The sequence below is a fragment of the Alicyclobacillus dauci genome (assembly GCF_026651605.1).
Taxonomy (GTDB): domain Bacteria; phylum Bacillota; class Bacilli; order Alicyclobacillales; family Alicyclobacillaceae; genus Alicyclobacillus; species Alicyclobacillus dauci.
Window position 1 is genome coordinate 525,236 of record NZ_CP104064.1, and the last position, 18,877, is coordinate 544,112.

The 18,877-nt window shown below is 47.0% G+C and carries 20 protein-coding genes and 1 pseudogene; 14 read left to right on the forward strand and 7 right to left on the reverse strand.

Annotated elements, in window-relative coordinates; genetic code table 11:
- The first annotated feature begins 765 nt into the window (after positions 1–765).
- From NZD86_RS02640 to NZD86_RS02660, 6 genes are all read left to right on the forward strand, one after another.
- Positions 766–1,119, forward strand: a complete 354-nt coding sequence (locus NZD86_RS02640) for a signal peptidase II (protein ID WP_268044948.1) — start codon at positions 766–768, stop codon at positions 1,117–1,119.
- 210 nt (positions 1,120–1,329) lie between these two features.
- Positions 1,330–2,547 (forward strand): IS110 family RNA-guided transposase, encoded by a 1,218-nt coding sequence (locus tag NZD86_RS02645; RefSeq protein WP_268042741.1) that lies wholly within the window; start codon positions 1,330–1,332, stop codon positions 2,545–2,547.
- 107 nt (positions 2,548–2,654) lie between these two features.
- The gene (locus NZD86_RS02650; RefSeq protein ID WP_268044949.1) at positions 2,655–2,939 is read left to right on the forward strand and encodes a signal peptidase II; all 285 of its coding nucleotides are present in this window, start codon (positions 2,655–2,657) and stop codon (positions 2,937–2,939) included.
- 210 nt (positions 2,940–3,149) lie between these two features.
- Positions 3,150–4,367 (forward strand): IS110 family RNA-guided transposase, encoded by a 1,218-nt coding sequence (locus NZD86_RS02655; protein ID WP_268042741.1) that lies wholly within the window; start codon positions 3,150–3,152, stop codon positions 4,365–4,367.
- A gap of 61 nt (positions 4,368–4,428) precedes the next feature.
- A complete protein-coding gene (locus NZD86_RS24655) occupies positions 4,429–4,608 on the forward strand; it encodes a signal peptidase II (protein WP_407655236.1) in 180 nt (59 codons plus the stop codon).
- 2,090 nt (positions 4,609–6,698) lie between these two features.
- Positions 6,699–6,950: a LysR family transcriptional regulator substrate-binding protein gene (locus tag NZD86_RS02660; protein WP_268044950.1), complete on the forward strand. Its 252-nt coding sequence runs from the start codon at positions 6,699–6,701 to the stop codon at positions 6,948–6,950.
- Here the strand turns inward: NZD86_RS02660 and NZD86_RS02665 are convergent.
- The 3 genes from NZD86_RS02665 to NZD86_RS02675 all read right to left on the reverse strand — a co-directional run bounded on the left by NZD86_RS02665 (position 6,922) and on the right by NZD86_RS02675 (position 8,502).
- Complete coding sequence (locus NZD86_RS02665) at positions 6,922–7,353, reverse strand: MerR family transcriptional regulator (protein WP_268044951.1); 432 nt, start codon at positions 7,351–7,353, stop codon at positions 6,922–6,924. The genes NZD86_RS02660 and NZD86_RS02665 overlap by 29 nt on opposite strands.
- Before the next feature lie 100 nt (positions 7,354–7,453).
- Positions 7,454–8,188, reverse strand: a complete 735-nt coding sequence (locus NZD86_RS02670; RefSeq protein ID WP_268044952.1) for an SDR family NAD(P)-dependent oxidoreductase — start codon at positions 8,186–8,188, stop codon at positions 7,454–7,456.
- Between the two features lie 26 nt (positions 8,189–8,214).
- Positions 8,215–8,502 carry a YciI family protein gene (locus NZD86_RS02675; protein ID WP_268044953.1) on the reverse strand — a complete coding sequence of 96 codons (288 nt, stop codon included), beginning with the start codon at positions 8,500–8,502 and terminating at the stop codon, positions 8,215–8,217.
- 300 nt (positions 8,503–8,802) lie between these two features.
- Between NZD86_RS02675 and NZD86_RS02680 the strand changes: the two genes are divergently transcribed.
- Positions 8,803–8,991 carry a hypothetical protein gene (locus NZD86_RS02680; protein ID WP_268044954.1) on the forward strand — a complete coding sequence of 63 codons (189 nt, stop codon included), beginning with the start codon at positions 8,803–8,805 and terminating at the stop codon, positions 8,989–8,991.
- Here NZD86_RS02680 and NZD86_RS02685 read toward each other — a convergent pair.
- From NZD86_RS02685 to NZD86_RS02695, 3 genes are read right to left on the reverse strand one after another with little or no spacing between them, the layout of a single operon-like run.
- Positions 8,988–9,695 (reverse strand): metal-dependent hydrolase, encoded by a 708-nt coding sequence (locus tag NZD86_RS02685; protein ID WP_268044955.1) that lies wholly within the window; start codon positions 9,693–9,695, stop codon positions 8,988–8,990. The genes NZD86_RS02680 and NZD86_RS02685 overlap by 4 nt on opposite strands.
- Positions 9,688–10,080 (reverse strand): carboxymuconolactone decarboxylase family protein, encoded by a 393-nt coding sequence (locus NZD86_RS02690; protein ID WP_268044956.1) that lies wholly within the window; start codon positions 10,078–10,080, stop codon positions 9,688–9,690. The genes NZD86_RS02685 and NZD86_RS02690 overlap by 8 nt, the downstream gene beginning before the upstream one ends.
- A gap of 57 nt (positions 10,081–10,137) precedes the next feature.
- Positions 10,138–10,716 (reverse strand): MFS transporter, encoded by a 579-nt coding sequence (locus tag NZD86_RS02695; RefSeq protein ID WP_268044957.1) that lies wholly within the window; start codon positions 10,714–10,716, stop codon positions 10,138–10,140.
- Between the two features lie 565 nt (positions 10,717–11,281).
- Here NZD86_RS02695 and NZD86_RS02700 point away from each other — a divergent pair.
- From NZD86_RS02700 to NZD86_RS02710, 3 genes and pseudogenes are all read left to right on the forward strand, one after another.
- Positions 11,282–11,638 (forward strand): annotated as a pseudogene (locus NZD86_RS02700) (insertion element protein); the annotation flags it as partial.
- A gap of 78 nt (positions 11,639–11,716) precedes the next feature.
- On the forward strand, positions 11,717–12,115 hold the full coding sequence (locus NZD86_RS02705) for a MerR family transcriptional regulator (protein ID WP_268044959.1): 399 nt from the start codon (positions 11,717–11,719) through the stop codon (positions 12,113–12,115).
- On the forward strand, positions 12,084–12,458 hold the full coding sequence (locus tag NZD86_RS02710; protein ID WP_268044960.1) for a carboxymuconolactone decarboxylase family protein: 375 nt from the start codon (positions 12,084–12,086) through the stop codon (positions 12,456–12,458). The genes NZD86_RS02705 and NZD86_RS02710 overlap by 32 nt, the downstream gene beginning before the upstream one ends.
- A 931-nt stretch (positions 12,459–13,389) precedes the next feature.
- On the opposite strand, the gene NZD86_RS02715 is transcribed toward NZD86_RS02710, so the two are convergent.
- Positions 13,390–14,232: an alpha/beta fold hydrolase gene (locus tag NZD86_RS02715; protein ID WP_268044961.1), complete on the reverse strand. Its 843-nt coding sequence runs from the start codon at positions 14,230–14,232 to the stop codon at positions 13,390–13,392.
- A 255-nt stretch (positions 14,233–14,487) separates the two neighbouring features.
- Here NZD86_RS02715 and NZD86_RS02720 point away from each other — a divergent pair, with 255 nt between their 5' ends.
- The 4 genes from NZD86_RS02720 (at position 14,488) to NZD86_RS02735 (ending at position 18,765) form a co-directional block, all read left to right on the forward strand.
- Positions 14,488–14,889 (forward strand): GNAT family N-acetyltransferase, encoded by a 402-nt coding sequence (locus tag NZD86_RS02720; protein ID WP_268046766.1) that lies wholly within the window; start codon positions 14,488–14,490, stop codon positions 14,887–14,889.
- A gap of 152 nt (positions 14,890–15,041) precedes the next feature.
- A complete protein-coding gene (locus NZD86_RS02725) occupies positions 15,042–15,353 on the forward strand; it encodes an antibiotic biosynthesis monooxygenase family protein (protein WP_268044962.1) in 312 nt (103 codons plus the stop codon).
- Between the two features lie 191 nt (positions 15,354–15,544).
- Positions 15,545–16,150, forward strand: a complete 606-nt coding sequence (locus NZD86_RS02730) for a phosphotransferase (RefSeq protein WP_268044963.1) — start codon at positions 15,545–15,547, stop codon at positions 16,148–16,150.
- An 89-nt stretch (positions 16,151–16,239) separates the two neighbouring features.
- Positions 16,240–18,765: a DEAD/DEAH box helicase family protein gene (locus tag NZD86_RS02735; RefSeq protein WP_268044964.1), complete on the forward strand. Its 2,526-nt coding sequence runs from the start codon at positions 16,240–16,242 to the stop codon at positions 18,763–18,765.
- Positions 18,766–18,877 lie beyond the last annotated feature (112 nt).

Below are 18,877 nucleotides of genomic sequence, written 5' to 3' on the forward strand. Positions count from 1 at the left end.
GACTTTACCGGAAATAGTGTTTATGCCATATGATGATACCCAATATGCCAAGGAGACAGTTTCAGGACACTAGAATGGGGGCGGTTTTTATGCCACGTGACGTTACCGCCCACAGTTGGTTGTGATTTCGCACAATTAGTGAGATTTTTCGCCAATAAAGTGAGACGTTTTGCAGAATTGGTGAGACAGTGTAATATAATCGCCTTGACGGTTTCGTCAGGGCGATTTTTCATTGGTGTGAGTTATCATAATTAGCCGGATTACGGTTAAAATTAGCCGGACTTCGTTCAAAGTACGTTGGAAAATTGCTCAAGAACGGCATTTGATAGTGCCCTAGACGGTTTGACGGGTGTCCTTTATAGAGCCTGTTAAATTCGGCCACTATCATTTAGAAAACAAGATGGGTCACTACTACAATACGCAGGAACGGCGAAGAAAGAAATCCGGTAAATTATGACCTGATCACGGAAAATAAAGTTGTGTACTGAAAAATAAAGTCGTGTACTTCGTTTGTCTGTGGCACATGATGACGATCTTCTGATAATCGCCTTGATGAAAAGATTAAGGCGGTTTCTTTTTTGTGTATAAAAATACACCAAGTTTGTTATCCGGATATTGAACTAAAGGGTTAGTTTAAGAAGAGTCAGAATTAATGACGTGAGCAGCTTCATTCAAATAGTCGTATTCGACCAAGGGTATTCAGGTCTTATCACCGTTGTCAATGATACAGTGTGGGACTAGAGGGAACGAGAGGTGCTTAGAAGTTTGGCGCACAAATTAATTGGTTTAGTTGTGGCAATTACCATTTTCACAGCGGATCGCCTGCTTAAGGTAATGACAAATTTCGGTATGCTTCACGGTTCAATCGGACCGCTACAACTGATACCACTGCATAACCCAGGTGCCATGGGAGGAACTTTCCCGCATCAACACCTGCTACTAGCAGTGATTGGTGTGGTGGCAATAATCGCACTGACCATCGTTTGGATGCGCCATCAGCCCGTTAAGTTCGAATCACTCTTTCAGGCTGGGTGGGGACTTCTGTTTGGAGGAGCTTTGGGGAACACCTTTGATAGATTAGACTCCCATGCCGCCGGGGCGGCACCAGCAGAAGGATGAAAATGCCTTTGTGTTGAATGATTTTTTGGTGGCTGGCGAAGGCAGGTCGTCACTCCTTGGTGCCTCGAGCCCGCTGATTAGACTGACTACGACGACCAGGTGCACCACAGAATGTCGCTCTCCTCCTCGGAGAAGCACGCAGGATAGAATGATCCGTTATGGTCGTTGCACCAGCCCTTCAATATTACCAGTCCATCAGGAAGGATTGGCATGGATGTCGTATACGAACGTTGTTGCGGCCTCGATGTGCACAAGAAGACGGTGGTCGCCTGTGTGCTGACGCCGGAGGCCAAGGAGATTCGCACGTTCTCCACGATGACGGAGGATCTCCTGGAGATGGTTGACTGGTTAGGACAACATGAATGCACGCATGTTGCTATGGAAAGCACAGCTTCATTCTGGAAGCCAATCTACAACCTTCTGGAGTCGGCGGACTGTCAAGTGCTTGTGGTGAACGCCAAGCACATGAAGAACGTTCCGGGCCGTAAGACCGATGTGAAGGATGCCGAATGGATCGCCGGATTGCTCCGCCACGGGCTGTTGCAAGCCAGTTACATCCCCAACCGTGAACAACGGGAACTACGAGAACTCATTCGCTACCGCCGAAGTCTCATTGACGAGCGGGCAAGAGAGGTGAATCGGGTTCAAAAGGTGTTGGAAGGTGCCAACATCAAGCTTTCTGCAGTGGCCAGCAATACACTTGGCAAATCTGGGCGGGCGATGTTGGAAGCAATGATCCACGGAGAAGAAGACCCGGAGGTATTGTCAGGGTTAGCCAAAGGCCGGATGAAGGCGAAGAAGGCCGATTTGCACAAGGCACTGAATGGGCTTATGGGCTCCCACCAACGAATGATGCTGGCAGCCCAATTACGTCACATCGATTACTTGGATGAAGAGATTGCCCGGCTGGATGAAGAAGTCAAGGAGCGCATGCTCCCTTTTGAAGAAGACCTGGAGCTAGTGGACACCATCCCCGGTGTCGGTCGACGAACAGCAGAACAAATTCTGGCTGAAATTGGGACAGACATGACCCAATTTCCGTCTGCTGCCCATTTATGCTCTTGGGCAGGACTGGCTCCAGGGAACAATGAAAGCGCCGGGAAACGAAAGTCGGGGAAAACACGCAAAGGGAATCAAAAACTCAGAGCAGCGCTGGTGGAAGCAGCACGCGCAGCGGCGAGAACGAAGCAGACTTATCTCTCTGCCCAGTACCATCGAATTGCAGCTCGAAGAGGCAAAAACCGTGCAGCAGTTGCAGTGGCCCACAGCATCTTAACCATCGTGTATTACGTGTTACAGCGACGTCAGCCTTATATTGAACTCGGCCCAACATATTACGAAGCACGCAAGAAAGACGCAGTCGTAAAGCAGGCGATCCGGAAGTTGCAATCACTCGGGTTGGAGGTCACCGTAAAACCTGTTGCATAAATGACCTCCAGACATCACAGAGTTCCTTTTAAAACCCATCTTGTGGTGGGCTTATTTCAGTATGTCGTTTTACCCTGGTCATCGCTCAATTATTTTCAGGATAGGTAATGACAAATTTCGGTATGCTTCACGGTTCAATCGGACCGCTACAACTGATACCACTGCATAACCCAGGTGCCATGGGAGGAACTTTCCCGCATCAACACCTGCTACTAGCAGTGATTGGTGTGGTGGCAATAATCGCACTGACCATCGTTTGGATGCGCCATCAGCCCGTTAAGTTCGAATCACTCTTTCAGGCTGGGTGGGGACTTCTGTTTGGAGGAGCTTTGGGGAACACCTTTGATAGATTAGACTCCCATGCCGCCGGGGCGGCACCAGCAGAAGGATGAAAATGCCTTTGTGTTGAATGATTTTTTGGTGGCTGGCGAAGGCAGGTCGTCACTCCTTGGTGCCTCGAGCCCGCTGATTAGACTGACTACGACGACCAGGTGCACCACAGAATGTCGCTCTCCTCCTCGGAGAAGCACGCAGGATAGAATGATCCGTTATGGTCGTTGCACCAGCCCTTCAATATTACCAGTCCATCAGGAAGGATTGGCATGGATGTCGTATACGAACGTTGTTGCGGCCTCGATGTGCACAAGAAGACGGTGGTCGCCTGTGTGCTGACGCCGGAGGCCAAGGAGATTCGCACGTTCTCCACGATGACGGAGGATCTCCTGGAGATGGTTGACTGGTTAGGACAACATGAATGCACGCATGTTGCTATGGAAAGCACAGCTTCATTCTGGAAGCCAATCTACAACCTTCTGGAGTCGGCGGACTGTCAAGTGCTTGTGGTGAACGCCAAGCACATGAAGAACGTTCCGGGCCGTAAGACCGATGTGAAGGATGCCGAATGGATCGCCGGATTGCTCCGCCACGGGCTGTTGCAAGCCAGTTACATCCCCAACCGTGAACAACGGGAACTACGAGAACTCATTCGCTACCGCCGAAGTCTCATTGACGAGCGGGCAAGAGAGGTGAATCGGGTTCAAAAGGTGTTGGAAGGTGCCAACATCAAGCTTTCTGCAGTGGCCAGCAATACACTTGGCAAATCTGGGCGGGCGATGTTGGAAGCAATGATCCACGGAGAAGAAGACCCGGAGGTATTGTCAGGGTTAGCCAAAGGCCGGATGAAGGCGAAGAAGGCCGATTTGCACAAGGCACTGAATGGGCTTATGGGCTCCCACCAACGAATGATGCTGGCAGCCCAATTACGTCACATCGATTACTTGGATGAAGAGATTGCCCGGCTGGATGAAGAAGTCAAGGAGCGCATGCTCCCTTTTGAAGAAGACCTGGAGCTAGTGGACACCATCCCCGGTGTCGGTCGACGAACAGCAGAACAAATTCTGGCTGAAATTGGGACAGACATGACCCAATTTCCGTCTGCTGCCCATTTATGCTCTTGGGCAGGACTGGCTCCAGGGAACAATGAAAGCGCCGGGAAACGAAAGTCGGGGAAAACACGCAAAGGGAATCAAAAACTCAGAGCAGCGCTGGTGGAAGCAGCACGCGCAGCGGCGAGAACGAAGCAGACTTATCTCTCTGCCCAGTACCATCGAATTGCAGCTCGAAGAGGCAAAAACCGTGCAGCAGTTGCAGTGGCCCACAGCATCTTAACCATCGTGTATTACGTGTTACAGCGACGTCAGCCTTATATTGAACTCGGCCCAACATATTACGAAGCACGCAAGAAAGACGCAGTCGTAAAGCAGGCGATCCGGAAGTTGCAATCACTCGGGTTGGAGGTCACCGTAAAACCTGTTGCATAAATGACCTCCAGACATCACAGAGTTCCTTTTAAAACCCATCTTGTGGTGGGCTTATTTCAGTATGTCGTTTTACCCTGGTCATCGCTCAATTATTTTCAGGATAGTTTATGGATATGTTACCGACATGTTTCATACACCCTATGGTCACGGTATCTTCAATTTGTCGGATATTTCGCTGCAAGTAGGTGTTGTCTGCCTGTTAATGTATGCGGTAATACAGCCGAAGAGAAAGCGGGAATAGGAGGAGAGGGATTTCCATTCCATTTATGGACGGATGGGCAGCAGGTAGAAGGAGCAGTCCCGCATGATTATTTCAGGTAACGGGGGGCATTAATCCCATAAGCTTGTGCATGCATTTGTGCATGGATATACACTGTCCCGCACCGGTGTCTTGTGTCGCTAAAGGGTTACGACTTGTAAGTTGTCGATAATCATATGGCGGGAACCCATCCGGTCTGAACTGCGACCGCGAACCTACCATGACGTGGGATGGTGGTAACGCTGTCTTGCGGAGTTCATGGGACAATGTAGCCGTGGCTGATAGGGCGAATCGGTCCGGAGCTAGGTTGCAGATGCATGGTGAACGAAAGTGAACCCCTTATAAACCGCGTCACGACAAGCAAGCGAAATCCCCTGATACGCTTGTGCCAAAAGGCAAGTAGTCGGGATCAGCATTCCCTTGTTGCTGATTCGCAGTTCCGAGCATTACCGCGGGAGTCGGGGCACCTAAACATCTGATTAAGGGGTTGTCGGCGAAACAAGGTAAGCCCCATGGGGTCTGTTAATCTGGACAGTAAGCCGAACGTGAGTGAAGCCGAATTCCTCAGGGGGTAGAAGATCGGGCAAAAAGCGAATGCCGCCTTGTAATGAGACGGATAGGGACGGTAGGAATACCATGTCCTGACGCGAAAGCGTGCAGACTTGCCCGGGGTGACCAAACTGGGAATCTTGTAGCACGAGGTGTATGGAGTGACCTGTTATGAACCCTTTATCCGTCCAAGAGACGAGCCAACGGGTCACACTCGAAAGAGTATGCGAGGAGTCGCACACCGCGTCACGGGTTACCAAGCCTACCAGCAAGGTGGCTTGAGCCGTGTGACTCGAAAGGGTCACGCACGGTTCTGAGGGGGCGAGGGCACCGCAATGTGCCCAAGCTACCCGGTCAGCAGTGTGCAATAAGGATTCTATCAAAATATACAAAAGGCCCTTTAGAGTACGCTCCATATCAGTGGACCGTAGCAAGCGAAACCTTACCGCCGCACTCCTGTATTCCGCCGTTCCATCTTACAGACAAATGAGGCGTCCTGTTATGCATGACTACTGCATGTTCATTCAGCTTTCCGTGATATCCTTATTGCAGAAACGGGTTGCGACTTGAAAGATATCGGTAATCATGTGGTGAGATTCCACCCTCTCAGGACTACGAGAGCGAACCTACCATAACGTGGGGCGGTGGTAACGCCGCTTTGCGGAGCTTATGGAACAATGTAGCCGAGCCAGATAGAGTGAATTCGGGCCGGAGCTAGGTTAACGAGTGCATGGTGAATACCAGTGAACCCCAAATAAACCGCGTTATGCAAAACAAGCGAAACACTCTGACACACTTGGGCCAAAAAGGCAAGTAGCCGGAATTAGTACTCCCGTTTTACTAATTCGCAGTTCCGCGCGCTACCGCGGGAGTCGGGGCACCTAAACACTCAAAAAAAATGGGTTACCGAGGAAACATGGTAAGCCCCACTAGGTCTGCCAGAACAATGGCGGTAAGCCGAGCGCAAGTGACGTCGAATTCCTAAGGGGGTAAGCGAATGGGCAAGAAGCGAATGCCGTCTTGTAATGAGGCGGATAGGGACGGTAGAAATACCGCGCATGTCCTAACGCGAAAGCGTGCAGACTTGCCCGAGGTCATTCAACTAGGAATCCTACAGCATGAGATCGTATGGACGATGCTGAAGTGCCTACCATGCGGTTTCCCTTTATCCAGGAATACCTGACCTGCTGTTTCTCCCTTGGCAACATCCAGACCAACTACAGGATTCATTGACTTACTCCTTTCACACGTACCGCCGGAAAAAACCCTATCCATCTTGCAGTACCATAGCTTCGCTTGTGATACGAGATCGATGTCCCAAGCAGCCTCAATCATGCTTCTACAAGTAGAGGGCGGACAGTTTAGCACGGGTTCATAGACCCACGGGGTATATTCAGAGCGTATTTCTCAATAACGCCAGAGCCATTGCCCATAGTGCCGATTCGCGTTCACCGAGACTACTGCGTTGTTTCATGACGGTTTATTGTCATCTCTGCGTTTGTGCTGTTCAGGATTGAGGTCGATTGGCTGTTCGTTACCGACGCGTAGAATTTGCAAACGTGGAGGCCATCAAGCAATATACAATGGCAGGACTCGGGGTCACTCTTCTGCCGAAGATGGCGGTAGCAGAGGAACTTCGAAACCAATCCCTGGTGTCGGTCCGCTGGGTGGGGCCAGAATTTCCTGTGGTCACCCAGCTATGCTGGCATAAGGAGAAGTGGATGTCCTCCGCACTACAGGCGTTTATCACCGTTGTGACAGAGATCCTCGGCTAGATGTGTCTTCGTCTTCATCCGGCCTGTTTAGGTAACTTTCGTAATAAGTGAGTTTCTGTGTAACCGCATCAATCACCATCTCAATTTCACGTTGTTGCTGCAATAACTTGTCGCGGTGATTCATGAGAATCGTGACTCGCCGTTTGACCGATGAGCTTGGCATGCTGTTTGCTTGAAGTCGTTCAAGAATGCAACCATCCTCTGTGAATTCAGCAATGTCAGGAAGACTCATGCCTGTCTTTCGCAGTCCCGATATGAACTCTAAGAACGTCACATCCGCCTCCGTGAAATTGCGGATCCCCGAATCGGAACGAAGGACCTTTGGCAACACACCACTCTTCTCATAGAATCGAATGGTATGCGCGGACAATCCGGTCCTCAAGGCCACCTCTTGTATGTTCAAGAAGACTCCTCCCCACATTGCGTCGCTAGAATCACATACAGGTCACGGTAAAGCGACGGTTCAACCGCAGATGCTGGGACATCCTTGTGAAGAGCCCCGGTCAGAGCGTCTGCCCGCTATCGACCGTAATCATCTGACCCGTCATCCCCTCTAACCCGAGGGCTGAAACAATCGCTTCTGCAACGTCTTCGGCCGTGGCGATCCGCTGTAAAAGAAGCTGCGGCGCTAAGCGCTGCATCTGCTCTTCTCGACCTGCCCACCACCTCGTCGCCACGGCTCCGGGTACGATGCAGTTCACCCTAACCTTTGGTGCCAGAGCCCTTGCTAGAGACTTCGTGAGCCCATGTACAGCCGCCTTCGACACCGCATAGGGCAGTGAAGAGCCAATACCAGTTGTACCCGCAATGCTCCCAAGGTTGACAATTGCAGCGCCCTCACTCATGACCCTTGCTGCTGCACGTGCGCAGTGAAACATTCCCTTGACGTTCACCGCAAACAGTTCGTTCCAAGCATCGTCGGACACGGCGTCCAAGTCCTGAAGGGGAATGTGCCTTGTGATACTTGCGTTGTTGACCAACAGGTCCAGGCGGCCAAATGCATCCACAACTTGCTTCATCATGGCATTCACATCGTCATCGCTAGACACGTCCGCCTGGATGGCGATTGCGCGACCACCTGCACTGACGATTTGTTTGACGGTTTGTTCTGCATCCTGTGCCGATTTCGAGTAGTTTACCGCAACGATTGCCCCGCGTTTGGCGAGAGCAAGACTTGTCGCACCGCCGATACCCGTTCCGCCACCTGTTACGACTGCAACTTTTCCTTCGAAATCCATACTGTATCCCACCTATCTCGCCGTTTTTAGTCCACAAAAGAGGAGAACTGCTTATGATGCTTGGTCGGAAGGAACTCGATAATTTCATAGTCTGCCACCCCAAACTTGTGAAACGGATCGTCCTCGATAATGCGCAGAACTTCTTCTCTGGTACCGACCTTCATGAAGATAATTCCGCCGGTTCTCGGATTAAGTCTCCCGGAGACGATAAATTTGTCCTGCTCGTAATACTCATCAAGAAACTTGGCATGGTCCTCGAAGTGTTTCTCAACTTCATCAAGAGATTTGACATAGGTCAGTTTGACAATGAACATACACTCATTCCCTCCGTGATTTCTGGTGTACGAAAATCCTCGTCGCGTTCACATGCAACATTTATCCAGACAACTATATCAATCATTTCTAGTTCTGTGTATCAAGGCGGGAAGTCCATCCAACAATTCTAAGAGAACTGCGTTGCGCCAAGTACTGACAAATCGTCGAGCCGTTATGGGACTTGGAGTTACGTTTTTCATGATGATGGCAAGTCTCGGAACCTACACCTACCTAGGGTCTTGGTTGACCGACACCTTTAGCCTCGGGGTGGGTCAGGTCGGAGCCGTCATCATGGGTTCTTGGCTGACAGGCTCGGCAATGGCATCAGCTCACTGATGATGGAGTTTAAAGAAGCCAGTGATGCGCCACTGCTTCTTGGTTCATTCCGTTCATTTCATCAGATTGGCATGGTTAGCTTCGTTTCCGGTGTCCTGGCCGTTCTGCTCATTGTCACAGTCACATCAAAGCACCAAACCCTGTCGGACTAGGAAACTGTATCGCCTGGCTTGATATCATAGACAATCACATCTTGATGTTGCTCCAACCTAGCTGCCAGTTCCGCCGGTGTTCCTGTCAAGAAGTCGTAGCCAAAGTGTGTAGGCACAACGTGTTTCACCTTCAAGAGCCGGACAGCTTTTGCAGCCTCCTTCGGTGACATGGTCAGGACGTCGCCGATTGGCAACAGCGCAAGTTCTGGCTCATAGAGTTCAGCGATGAGGGCCATGTCCCCAAACACATTGGTGTCTCCGGCGTGATAGATGGTGAAGCCATTCTCGAAACGAATGACATAGCCCATGGCTTCACCACCATACAGGAGTTGGTCTCCCTCGATAAACGCGGACGAATGGTCCGCGTGCACTGCCGTCACGGAGATGTCGCCAAAGTGGCGGGTCCCGCCTTTGTTAATCGCAAACACATTCTGAACACCTTTACGCATCAGAATCTGAGCTAACTCCCACCCGGCGAGGACCTCTGCCCCCGTCTTCTTGGCTAACATTTCGGCATCCGCAGCGTGATCGCGATGAGCATGCGTCAGGAAAATATAGTCGCAGTTGTCGATGTCCTTGAAGTCACTTGGGCAGAGTGGGTTGTTGGTTATCCATGGATCAACCAGGATGGTTTTATTTCCGGGAGTCTTGATATAAACCCCTGCGAAGCCAAGCCAAGTGATAGATATCCCGCGATTAAGCATTCGTACCTTCCCCTTCCTGGTTTATTTCACAGAACACTTCTTTTGCGATGGCGACTCCGTTTAAGGAGGCTGGGAATCCTGCATACAGAACCATCTGCATCAACAACTCGATAATTTCTTCCTCAGTGCACCCGACATGGATTGCTGCTTTGATATGTACTTTCAACTGCGGTAGCTTACCTAGGGCAGTGAGTGCTGCCACCGTGACAATTTCACGAGATTTTCGGTCGAGCCCACTGCGTCCATAGATGTCTCCAAAGTATTCAGCGAGTAAGCGGCCCAAATCAGGTGCGATGTCAGCCAAGCTGTCTTGAACATGGTGTGCTGACGGTCCAACAACGCGATCCATCATCTCTAATCCTCGTTCCAACCGATTCTGTACCATCACTTACGGTCACCGTCCCTTTCGGAGACGAGTGTACGACTTAGAGTCGACTCTAAGTCAATACCCCAATTTCGTGATTTGTCGATTGGAGAGAGATACAATGCGCACTTGTCCCAGACATGCCACACTGACAACACATCCCGCTACAATCGGAAGGTGCGAAGTTGGAAGCCCTGAAGACATGAGGAGCCCTGCGATTGCAGAGCCCACCGCACTGCCCAAGTAATTCGCGGAACTGTTCAAGGCCATGCTTGCAGACCCATTGTGTGGTTGGAGTCGCAACAAGACATGTTGTTGTGGTGCCTGAGAAGCCCATCCCATGGCTCCCCAGACAGTAAATGGAAGGAAGCACAAAAAGGGGATATGGAGGCTGCCTGGTAGGGCGAACAGAGAGAAGGCCAGCGTCGCAAGAATACCTGCCATGAGCACTCCGGGGCGTCTGGCCCAATCAATTAAGGGACCCACAAAGAGACTCCCGGCCATACCCCCGATGCCCCAAACCCACAAATACGGTGTCGCAACGTGACTTCTAGCCAACTGCTGTACAAGGACCCCAATGTACGTGTAGAGGCCTAAGCTAGCCACACTCGTTAGGAAAGTAACAGTGACCGTAGACGCCACACGTGGGTTTGTCATCAGAAGCAGCCGTTCTGAGAGGGTACTAGAGCATAGGGAGAGTGATCATGTGGCTCCGTTACCTGTGTATCACTTCTATTGTCGTCGTTGTGATGAGTGGAAGGACGTGAAGGCTTTGGGAGTAGTATTATCCGGACCTTGTTGCCCTCGATTTGGTAAAGAGATGAAACAGGTGGAGCTGAGGCAGAGTCAATTGGATCTGTTTTCTGCGAAAGGGAAGAAGCAGTCGCGGAAAACTAGACATCAGTAATACTGGGGTCCCGCCGACATTTTAACGAAAATATACGCTAACCATAATCTGGTTCAGAAATAGCGTGGAAACTGGAAAAAATGGCGTTACTGAATCATACGGAACGGATTTTTGTATGATTCGGCCAAGACCCGCAATCCCACATCATAAAAAGGATTATCAAAGGTTCCTTATATCTCAAAAGCCTTGGCTCATCAAACCAATCATACTCATCATGTAATAAAGTACATTAAGTTTCTTTCGACGTGACGTTTAAACTGGAAATTCATGTCCAAGTTGAACATGACTGTTTAGGGACTACGACGCCGTGTTAGACGGACTTCTGGCCCCTTTAGCGTAGAAAAAACCGACGTTTCGGCATACACCCCTGATGAATTGGCAGATGTGCTTATGCAAGTCAACAACAACGCCACTTCAGCGTTCATGCAGCAGATCCGGCGCCGCATTTCGATTCTGGAGCGTCCACTTACGACAGCACGTGGAGACGGAAAGTCCTACATATACAGCAATTTCAACCCGAGATACACTCAGTACGCCATCACCATTCTGCGAACATACTACAACTTCTGTGTGCCGTACAAAACGAGGGACGGGCGAAACATGACGCCTGCCCAAAGGCTAGGGATTGCTCAAAAACAGTTCAAAATAGAGGACATTGTGTACTTCAAATAGGAGTCCTTACAACAGCATCTTGCATTATCCAAATCCACTATTGCTTTAGAGCGCACTCAAAGGAGTAGACTGAATTCCATGGAACAAGCATTCACCATTCAAGAAATCGCAGCAATCACTGGTCTAAGCGTTCACACCTTGCGTTACTATGAACGAATTGGGTTGCTCGATCCTGTAAGCCGCACCGAGAACGGATATCGCAGTTATTCTGCAAAGGATATTGCATGGGTTGAGTTTCTCAATCGGCTGCGAGTCACCGGGATGCCCATTCGAACCATGCAGGAGTTTGCTTCCTTGAGGCGCAAAGGAGACGCAACTGTTCGAGAACGTCGGGAATTACTCGAGCAACATGAAACAAACATTCGGGCGCACATGGCGGAACTCGAACAGAATCTAAGACAAATTGAAAAGAAGATCGATTTATACAAAGAGATGGAGGAAAAACATGACACACAAGACCGAACTTTCTCGTTTTGAATTGGGCTTAGCGAAACTGGCGGAGGTTGACGGCAAAGTAGGCGAAGAGGTTGTAGCACCGCTCGGTGACCTCGGTAAGTACGTTATAGAGTTTGCCTTTGGAGACATTTATCAGCGTGAAGGACTCAGCCTTCGTGAACGAGAGATCGCTACTGTTGCGATGTTGACTGTTCTTGGACGAGAGACACAACTGCGGGTTCACATTAACGCAGCCTTGAATGTTGGGTTATCTGCTGAGGAGATTGAAGAGACGATTATACAGACCGTCCCGTATGCAGGGTTTCCAACCGCAATTAACGGTATCAATATTCTAAAAGATGTTGTTTCTGAAGTGCATGGATAACAGGCCATCGGCACTCTTACCTTGGTTCCACAGCAATAGTTGAAGAAGACGAAATTGCGGCGTCGGCAAATTCTTTATCACAACAGGCAGAAAATCTACAGACATCAATTGGAAAATTTCGGGTGTGATTTGAGATCAAGAATCGATGTATAACTGCTCCAATCCCGCACCATTTAACGCCAATTTGGCATGCATGGACTGTCCCGTACTGTTTATTGTTTCACTGTACCTAACCCCAATCGTTAATTCGGTAAACGGTTTCTTTTGGTCACAGAAAATAAAGTTGTGTACTAAAAAATAAAGTCATATACCCAAAAATAAAGTTCTGTACTGAGATACCGCCTGGATCATAAAATCCAGGCGGCTTGCTTTAATCTTAGGTGTATAAAAATGCACCAATTCTGTACAGTGGATATTGAACAAAAGGTTAGTCCCACAAGGAACTTTAGTGCTTTACGGCATCCAGAGAAGCTGTTGAGAAGAAGAAGTATCTGACGTTTACAGAGAAGAAAGCATACCGTGAGTGGTATGCCTTCTTCATACTGCCTATTACGTTTCGGATATGGTACTGACTTTCCTCATTGCTCGCCATATCGAGTAACCTCCGGCACCACCAACAACCAAAATTATCAGCAATAATGCTATGTTGATTGAATCAAGGTTGTAGATGTGCAACCCTGTCGGAAGAGCCCAGTCTGCTAGTTTCGGGTCTAACAATTCAATTACCCCTGCTACCGCATGATCCGCATGATACTCAATGTCCTCCACACAGGCGTTGGGGAAGCGTGGGATTAAGTCAATAGAGTAGACACCTCGAAACAGAGAATTTGTAAGTTGTAATATTCTTACATGGTTGCTGTCGTCACTTGATTTTTGCCGAATTCAAGGTGGTCATAGTCTCTGTGTAGAACACGCAAGCGGAAGGGCAGAATCAGATGACAGGTAAACTCATTACTTTATCCAGAAATGCATCCATACAGGTATAAAATTCTTCTTCATTGGCCAAATGAACATTATGGTCTGGATGAGACATTTCGTGAGAGATACAACCATCTATAAGTGATTGCATCTTTTCAAAGTCATCATCTGGAACAGCCTCATGGCTTTTCGACCGAATCAGCAAGACAGGACATTTTATTTTGGGCAGTAGATGATACCAACTCACGTAATGCCCAATCCCGATGGCTATGGCTCTTGAGCTAAACATCATTTCGTACCCTTTTGAGGTTTCAATTAAACTATTCATAAAAAACTGATATTCCAAATCGGAACACGATATTTCTTTTAGGAAACTCATGGCATCTTTTCTTGAGGGGAACGGCAACGGCCAATCTCTCGTCGGGTCGTTACGCTGGCATGCTTCTATGGGTAATGGCGCTGTTGGGCCTGCTGCCGATTTATCCAAGACAACCGCCGCTTTGACATATTGCGGATAAAGCGCAGCAAGATAACCGACCACTGCTCCGCCCATTGAATGACCCACTAATATAGCTGACTTAATGTCTAGATAGTTCATCAACTCAATGATATCATCAGCCATTTCCCTATCGGTGTAATCTGATTCTGGCCTACTGCTTAATCCATGGCCTCTCTGATCTGGTGCAATAATTCGATATTTGTTTCCGTAACGTTGCATGAATCCGTACCATGTCTCCGCCCTTCCACATCTGCCATGAAGGCAAATGATGGGCGTTTCATCCGTTTGGGTATCCATAAAGAACAGATCCACACTGCCTAGTTCAGCAATATCTCTATATACTTTTACCTTGGACATTTTTGTTTTGTCACCCCTAAATTCCTATTAATGAGATTATACTACTACAACAATGACGTCCCTCTCTAGCCTAATGTTCTGTCGCTAACGGGTGCGAATATTGAAGAAGGACTCGAACTCACGAATACATAAATATACAGCGTTGGTTCGGAATTGTTATTGCACTCTCGGGTAGGAATGTTCAACAAAGGTGTGGTGATTACTATTTTGGATGGTCTACAAATTAGACCAATACAGAAAGATGAACAATTCCCAATGTCATTGCTTTTGCTTGCCGACCCTTCCCGCGAGGTGGTTGAAAGTTATATTCATCGTGGTAGGTGTTTCGTCGCCCAATCAAACGGAAAAATCATTGGGGAGTATGTACTGCTTGATACACGTCCGCAAACTGTCGAGATCGTGAACGTAGCTGTCGTGGAAGAAGAACATGGTAAGGGAATAGGGAAGCAATTGGTTCGTCATGCAATTACAACTGCAAATTCTATGGGATATAAAACGATTGAAGTTGGGACAGGAAACTCCAGCGTTGGGTATCAAAAATGTGGTTTTAGAATTATTGGGGTAGATAGGGACTTTTTCACCGTTCATTATGATGAGCCCATTTATGAGAACGGAATGCAGTGCCGTGACATGGTTCGACTTGCTCTAAGTTTATAGGTCTGCATATCGTTCTGTTGCTCATCATGCATGAATATTCGTTTGCGCAGGGTAGCAGTTATTGAACATTTGGGCAGTTTAACGCAAAAAGACATTCTGAAATTTTTACCAGGATTTATATGGATATGTGTTGAATTTAAAAACAAGTCACTATGAAGGGGATACGTCAAAATGATCTTGAAGCCGCGATGTTGAATGTTAAAAACGGTATGGAAAAGGATTTCGAAGAGGCATTCATACAAGCTTCGAAAACCATTTCAAGTATGGGCGGATATATATCTCACCAATTACAGCGATGTCTCGAGGCTCCAGGCAAGTATTTATTGTTGGTTCAATGGAGTGACCTTGAAAGCCATACTGTTGGGTTTAGACAATCAGTGGAATATCAAGAATGGAAGAGGTTGCTACATCACTTTTACGACCCATTTCCTATTGTAGAACATTTCGAACAAGTGAGCCTGTAATCTTGGACGGGTGCGTATGTCCTATAAGCCATGCTCTTGGATTCTGCATGAAAATACGATGTTCAAGTTGTTCGCTTTATGGGACTATCGGGCAGTAATAGGCAACAAGGTTTTTAAAGGATTACGCTCTCATTCGTGGGATACATAACCATAAATGAAGGCGTTTTCGCTAATTTGGGGTTGATAGATGGATGGGGATCTCAACAGGAACTCCGGGACAAATTTATCTTGATTTGAAACAAGCCTCTGAAAATTTGCTTGGGCTGAGCTTTTCCAACCCAATACCGCTCACTTTGGGCTTACTTAATCTTAAGTGGAAGGTTCAAACAGAGAGAGGCATTTTTGTAGTAAAGCAGTTCAGCAAAGAGCGGTATGAGAGTTTTGGTCTTAAACAAGTCGCCTTTGAACAAGAGTTTGCATTGCGGGAACAATTAAGACAGTACGAACATGGAACGCCCTGTCCACGGTTATTAACCAACAACCACAACGTTATACATGTCTCAGAGAACGGTGAACGGTTTGTCGTAATAGAGTTTATGTCGGGAGACAACCTTTTGCCTGGAACGTTTACTAAGTCGCAGATGTACAGCCTAGGCAAAGTGACAGCCCATATGCATAACGTCTTCAACGATGGAACACATGGCAAAGAAACCATTACGAAATTTGTGCCGCCGAGTATTAAGCAACGTTTAGAGAAATGGAAGCAAATTTCTGCTCAATCTATAGGAAACGAAAAGGCATTACATTTAATATCCAAGCAGATTGCAGCCACAGAACATTTTTACTCTACAGGGTGAAACTGGTGTCAATTCAGCTGAAGCTTATACTGATGAAATAGGAATCGCTCTCGCTGCAGAAGGTTACCGCTTTAAGGAGGTTAGTGAAAGTGAAGATTAACTTCGATATGCTTGGCGGAGATAACTCTGCCGATACGGTTGTAAATCCTCGTGAGATTTTTAGTGTGTTACCTAAGAAAGATCCGATATATAACTATCCAAGGGATGTTCAGACTGAAGTATGGAATAAGTGGTTCGAAGTTAGGGGTAATGAGTACAACGTAATCAAAATGAATACTGGAAGTGGCAAGACGGTCGTTGGATTGCTCATCTTGAAAAGTTGTCTAAATGAAGGGAAAGGTCCCGCTGTATATGTAGTACCCGACCCATATCTCGTATCCCAAGTTTTCGAAGAGGCTAAAAAGTTAGGGATTGAGGTCACAGATGATCAAGAAAGCATTCGTTTTAAGAAGGGGCAAGCAATATTAGTTATCAATGTTTACAAGCTATTTAATGGCAAGTCGTCATTTGGGGTTCTCGAAAACAAGATCCCGATTGGCAGTATTATTATTGATGATGCCCATGCTTGTTTAGATATTACAGAATCGCAGTTCACAATGGAAATTCCTTATTCAACTGACGTCTACACAAAGCTGTTTACAACCTTCAAAGGGGCTTTAGCCGAGCAGTCAGATACAGGAATTTTGGAATTAGAGGCCCAAAGCCCGACTGTTAATATGTTAGTTCCATTCTGGTCTTGGCAAGACAACATCAGAGATGTGACAGGAATTTTGTATGAGGCATATAGAATTGAGGAAGAAAATTTTAGGAAAGGAACTGCGGACAAGGATTATGATTCACTGAGATTTTCGTGGCAATTACTTAAAAACTGCTTATCTCAGTGCAGTTGCATTTTCGGGAGCGACAAAATTGAAATTTCTCCCAAATGTGTGCCTATCCTATCGATACCGAGTTTTGTTGACTGTAAGAGAAAAATCTTTATGAGCGCTACGCTGGCAGATGATAGCATATTAGTTTCCCATTTTAATATCAATGCTGATAAGATAAAGTTTGCTATTACGCCTGAATCTTCAGATGATATTGGTGACAGAATGATCTTAATTCCCCAGGAGTTAAACCCTGATATAAAGGATGAGGACATCAAGGACTTTTTAAAGGAAGAGTCCAAAAAGCATAATGTTGTGGTAATTGTGCCTTCCCACTATCGTTCTAATTTCTGGAAAGACAGTTGTGATTTAGTCCTCACGACTTCAAACCTTCAAGAAGGCATCACTAAGCTGAAAAATGGGCATGTCGGACTTGTAGTAATGGTAAATAAATATGATGGAATTGATTTAGCCAAGGAAGCCTGCGAGATATTGGTCATTGACGGTTTACCAGACGTTCGAAGGAAGATCGATAAAATTGAGCAAGGCATCCTCTTTGGAACTGACGATAGCCTGTCAAAAGTTATCCAGAGAATTGAACAAGGAATGGGCAGAGGAATTCGTTCAAAGGATGATTACTGTGTTGTATTCTTGATGGGAAGAACTCTTATTAATCATCTTTATGTTGACGGTGCAATGGATAAATTCACTCCTGCTACTAAAGCTCAAATCAAACTTTCCGATCAACTTGCTGAACAGGTCAGGGGAGCAAGTATTGGAGACCTGAAGGATGTCATAAACTATAGCCTTTTGAGAAATACATCTTGGATTTCCAAGAGTAAAGGTGTGTTAGTGCATCTCAAGTATGATGCGTCCTTTAAAGTTAACCAAGTGATCAAAAAGCAACGTGAAGCATTTAATGCTGCGCTAATTAGGGACTACCATAAGTCAGTTCAACTAATTAACGAAACAGTAAATGAAACTTCAGAGTTAAAGACCAGAGGATATCTGAAACAGCAACTAGCTGAATATCTGTACTTCATTGATCAACAAGAATCCCATGTAACCTTGAAATCCGCAGTTAACGATAACCATCTTGTTCTTCATCCTTTAGAGGGTATTCAATATGCCAAATTACAACGATTCATTGGTAGTCAAGCTGTGCAGGCATCAGACTTCTTTATGCAAAAGTATAACAACAATTCGAACAAGTTTATCTTAGGCGTAAATAAGCTGTTGGAGCAGCTCATTTTTAAACCTGACTCGGCACCTGTGTTTGAAGAAGCATGTAAAGAACTTGCATTCTATTTGGGCTTTTCGGCTCAGAGACCAGAAGCGGAGTACAAAAAAGGGCCAGATGTGTTATGGGAAGTCGGTAACCTTGAGTACCTTGTAATTGAGTGTAAGAATGGGGCTACTGCCCCAACTATAAATAAGCATGACTGCAACCAACTGAATGGCTCAATTGTCTGGTTCGAAGAAAAATATGATAGTTCTTGCAGGTTTACACCTGTAATGATTCATCCTTATACAGTTTTCGAGTATGCTTCATCTCCTAATCGCTATATTAGAATTATTAACACTGAGAAACTAGATTTGTTAAAGTCAAGAGTACACGGTTTTGCCAAAGCACTAGCAGCACATGGCTCGTTTGGCGACACGAAGAAAATTGATGAGTTGCTTAACACGTACTCGCTAAAGGCTTCGACATTTGTACAAGAGTACACAGTGGGGTTCACAGTGAGATGAGGTTCTGTAAATTCTCATTGAAATAACTTCCATTTTGTTGCACGATAATGGTGTCCGAAAGCATCGGCAAGCCCCTGTTGAGAAGCCCTCACAGGGGGTATTTTATTTTGCG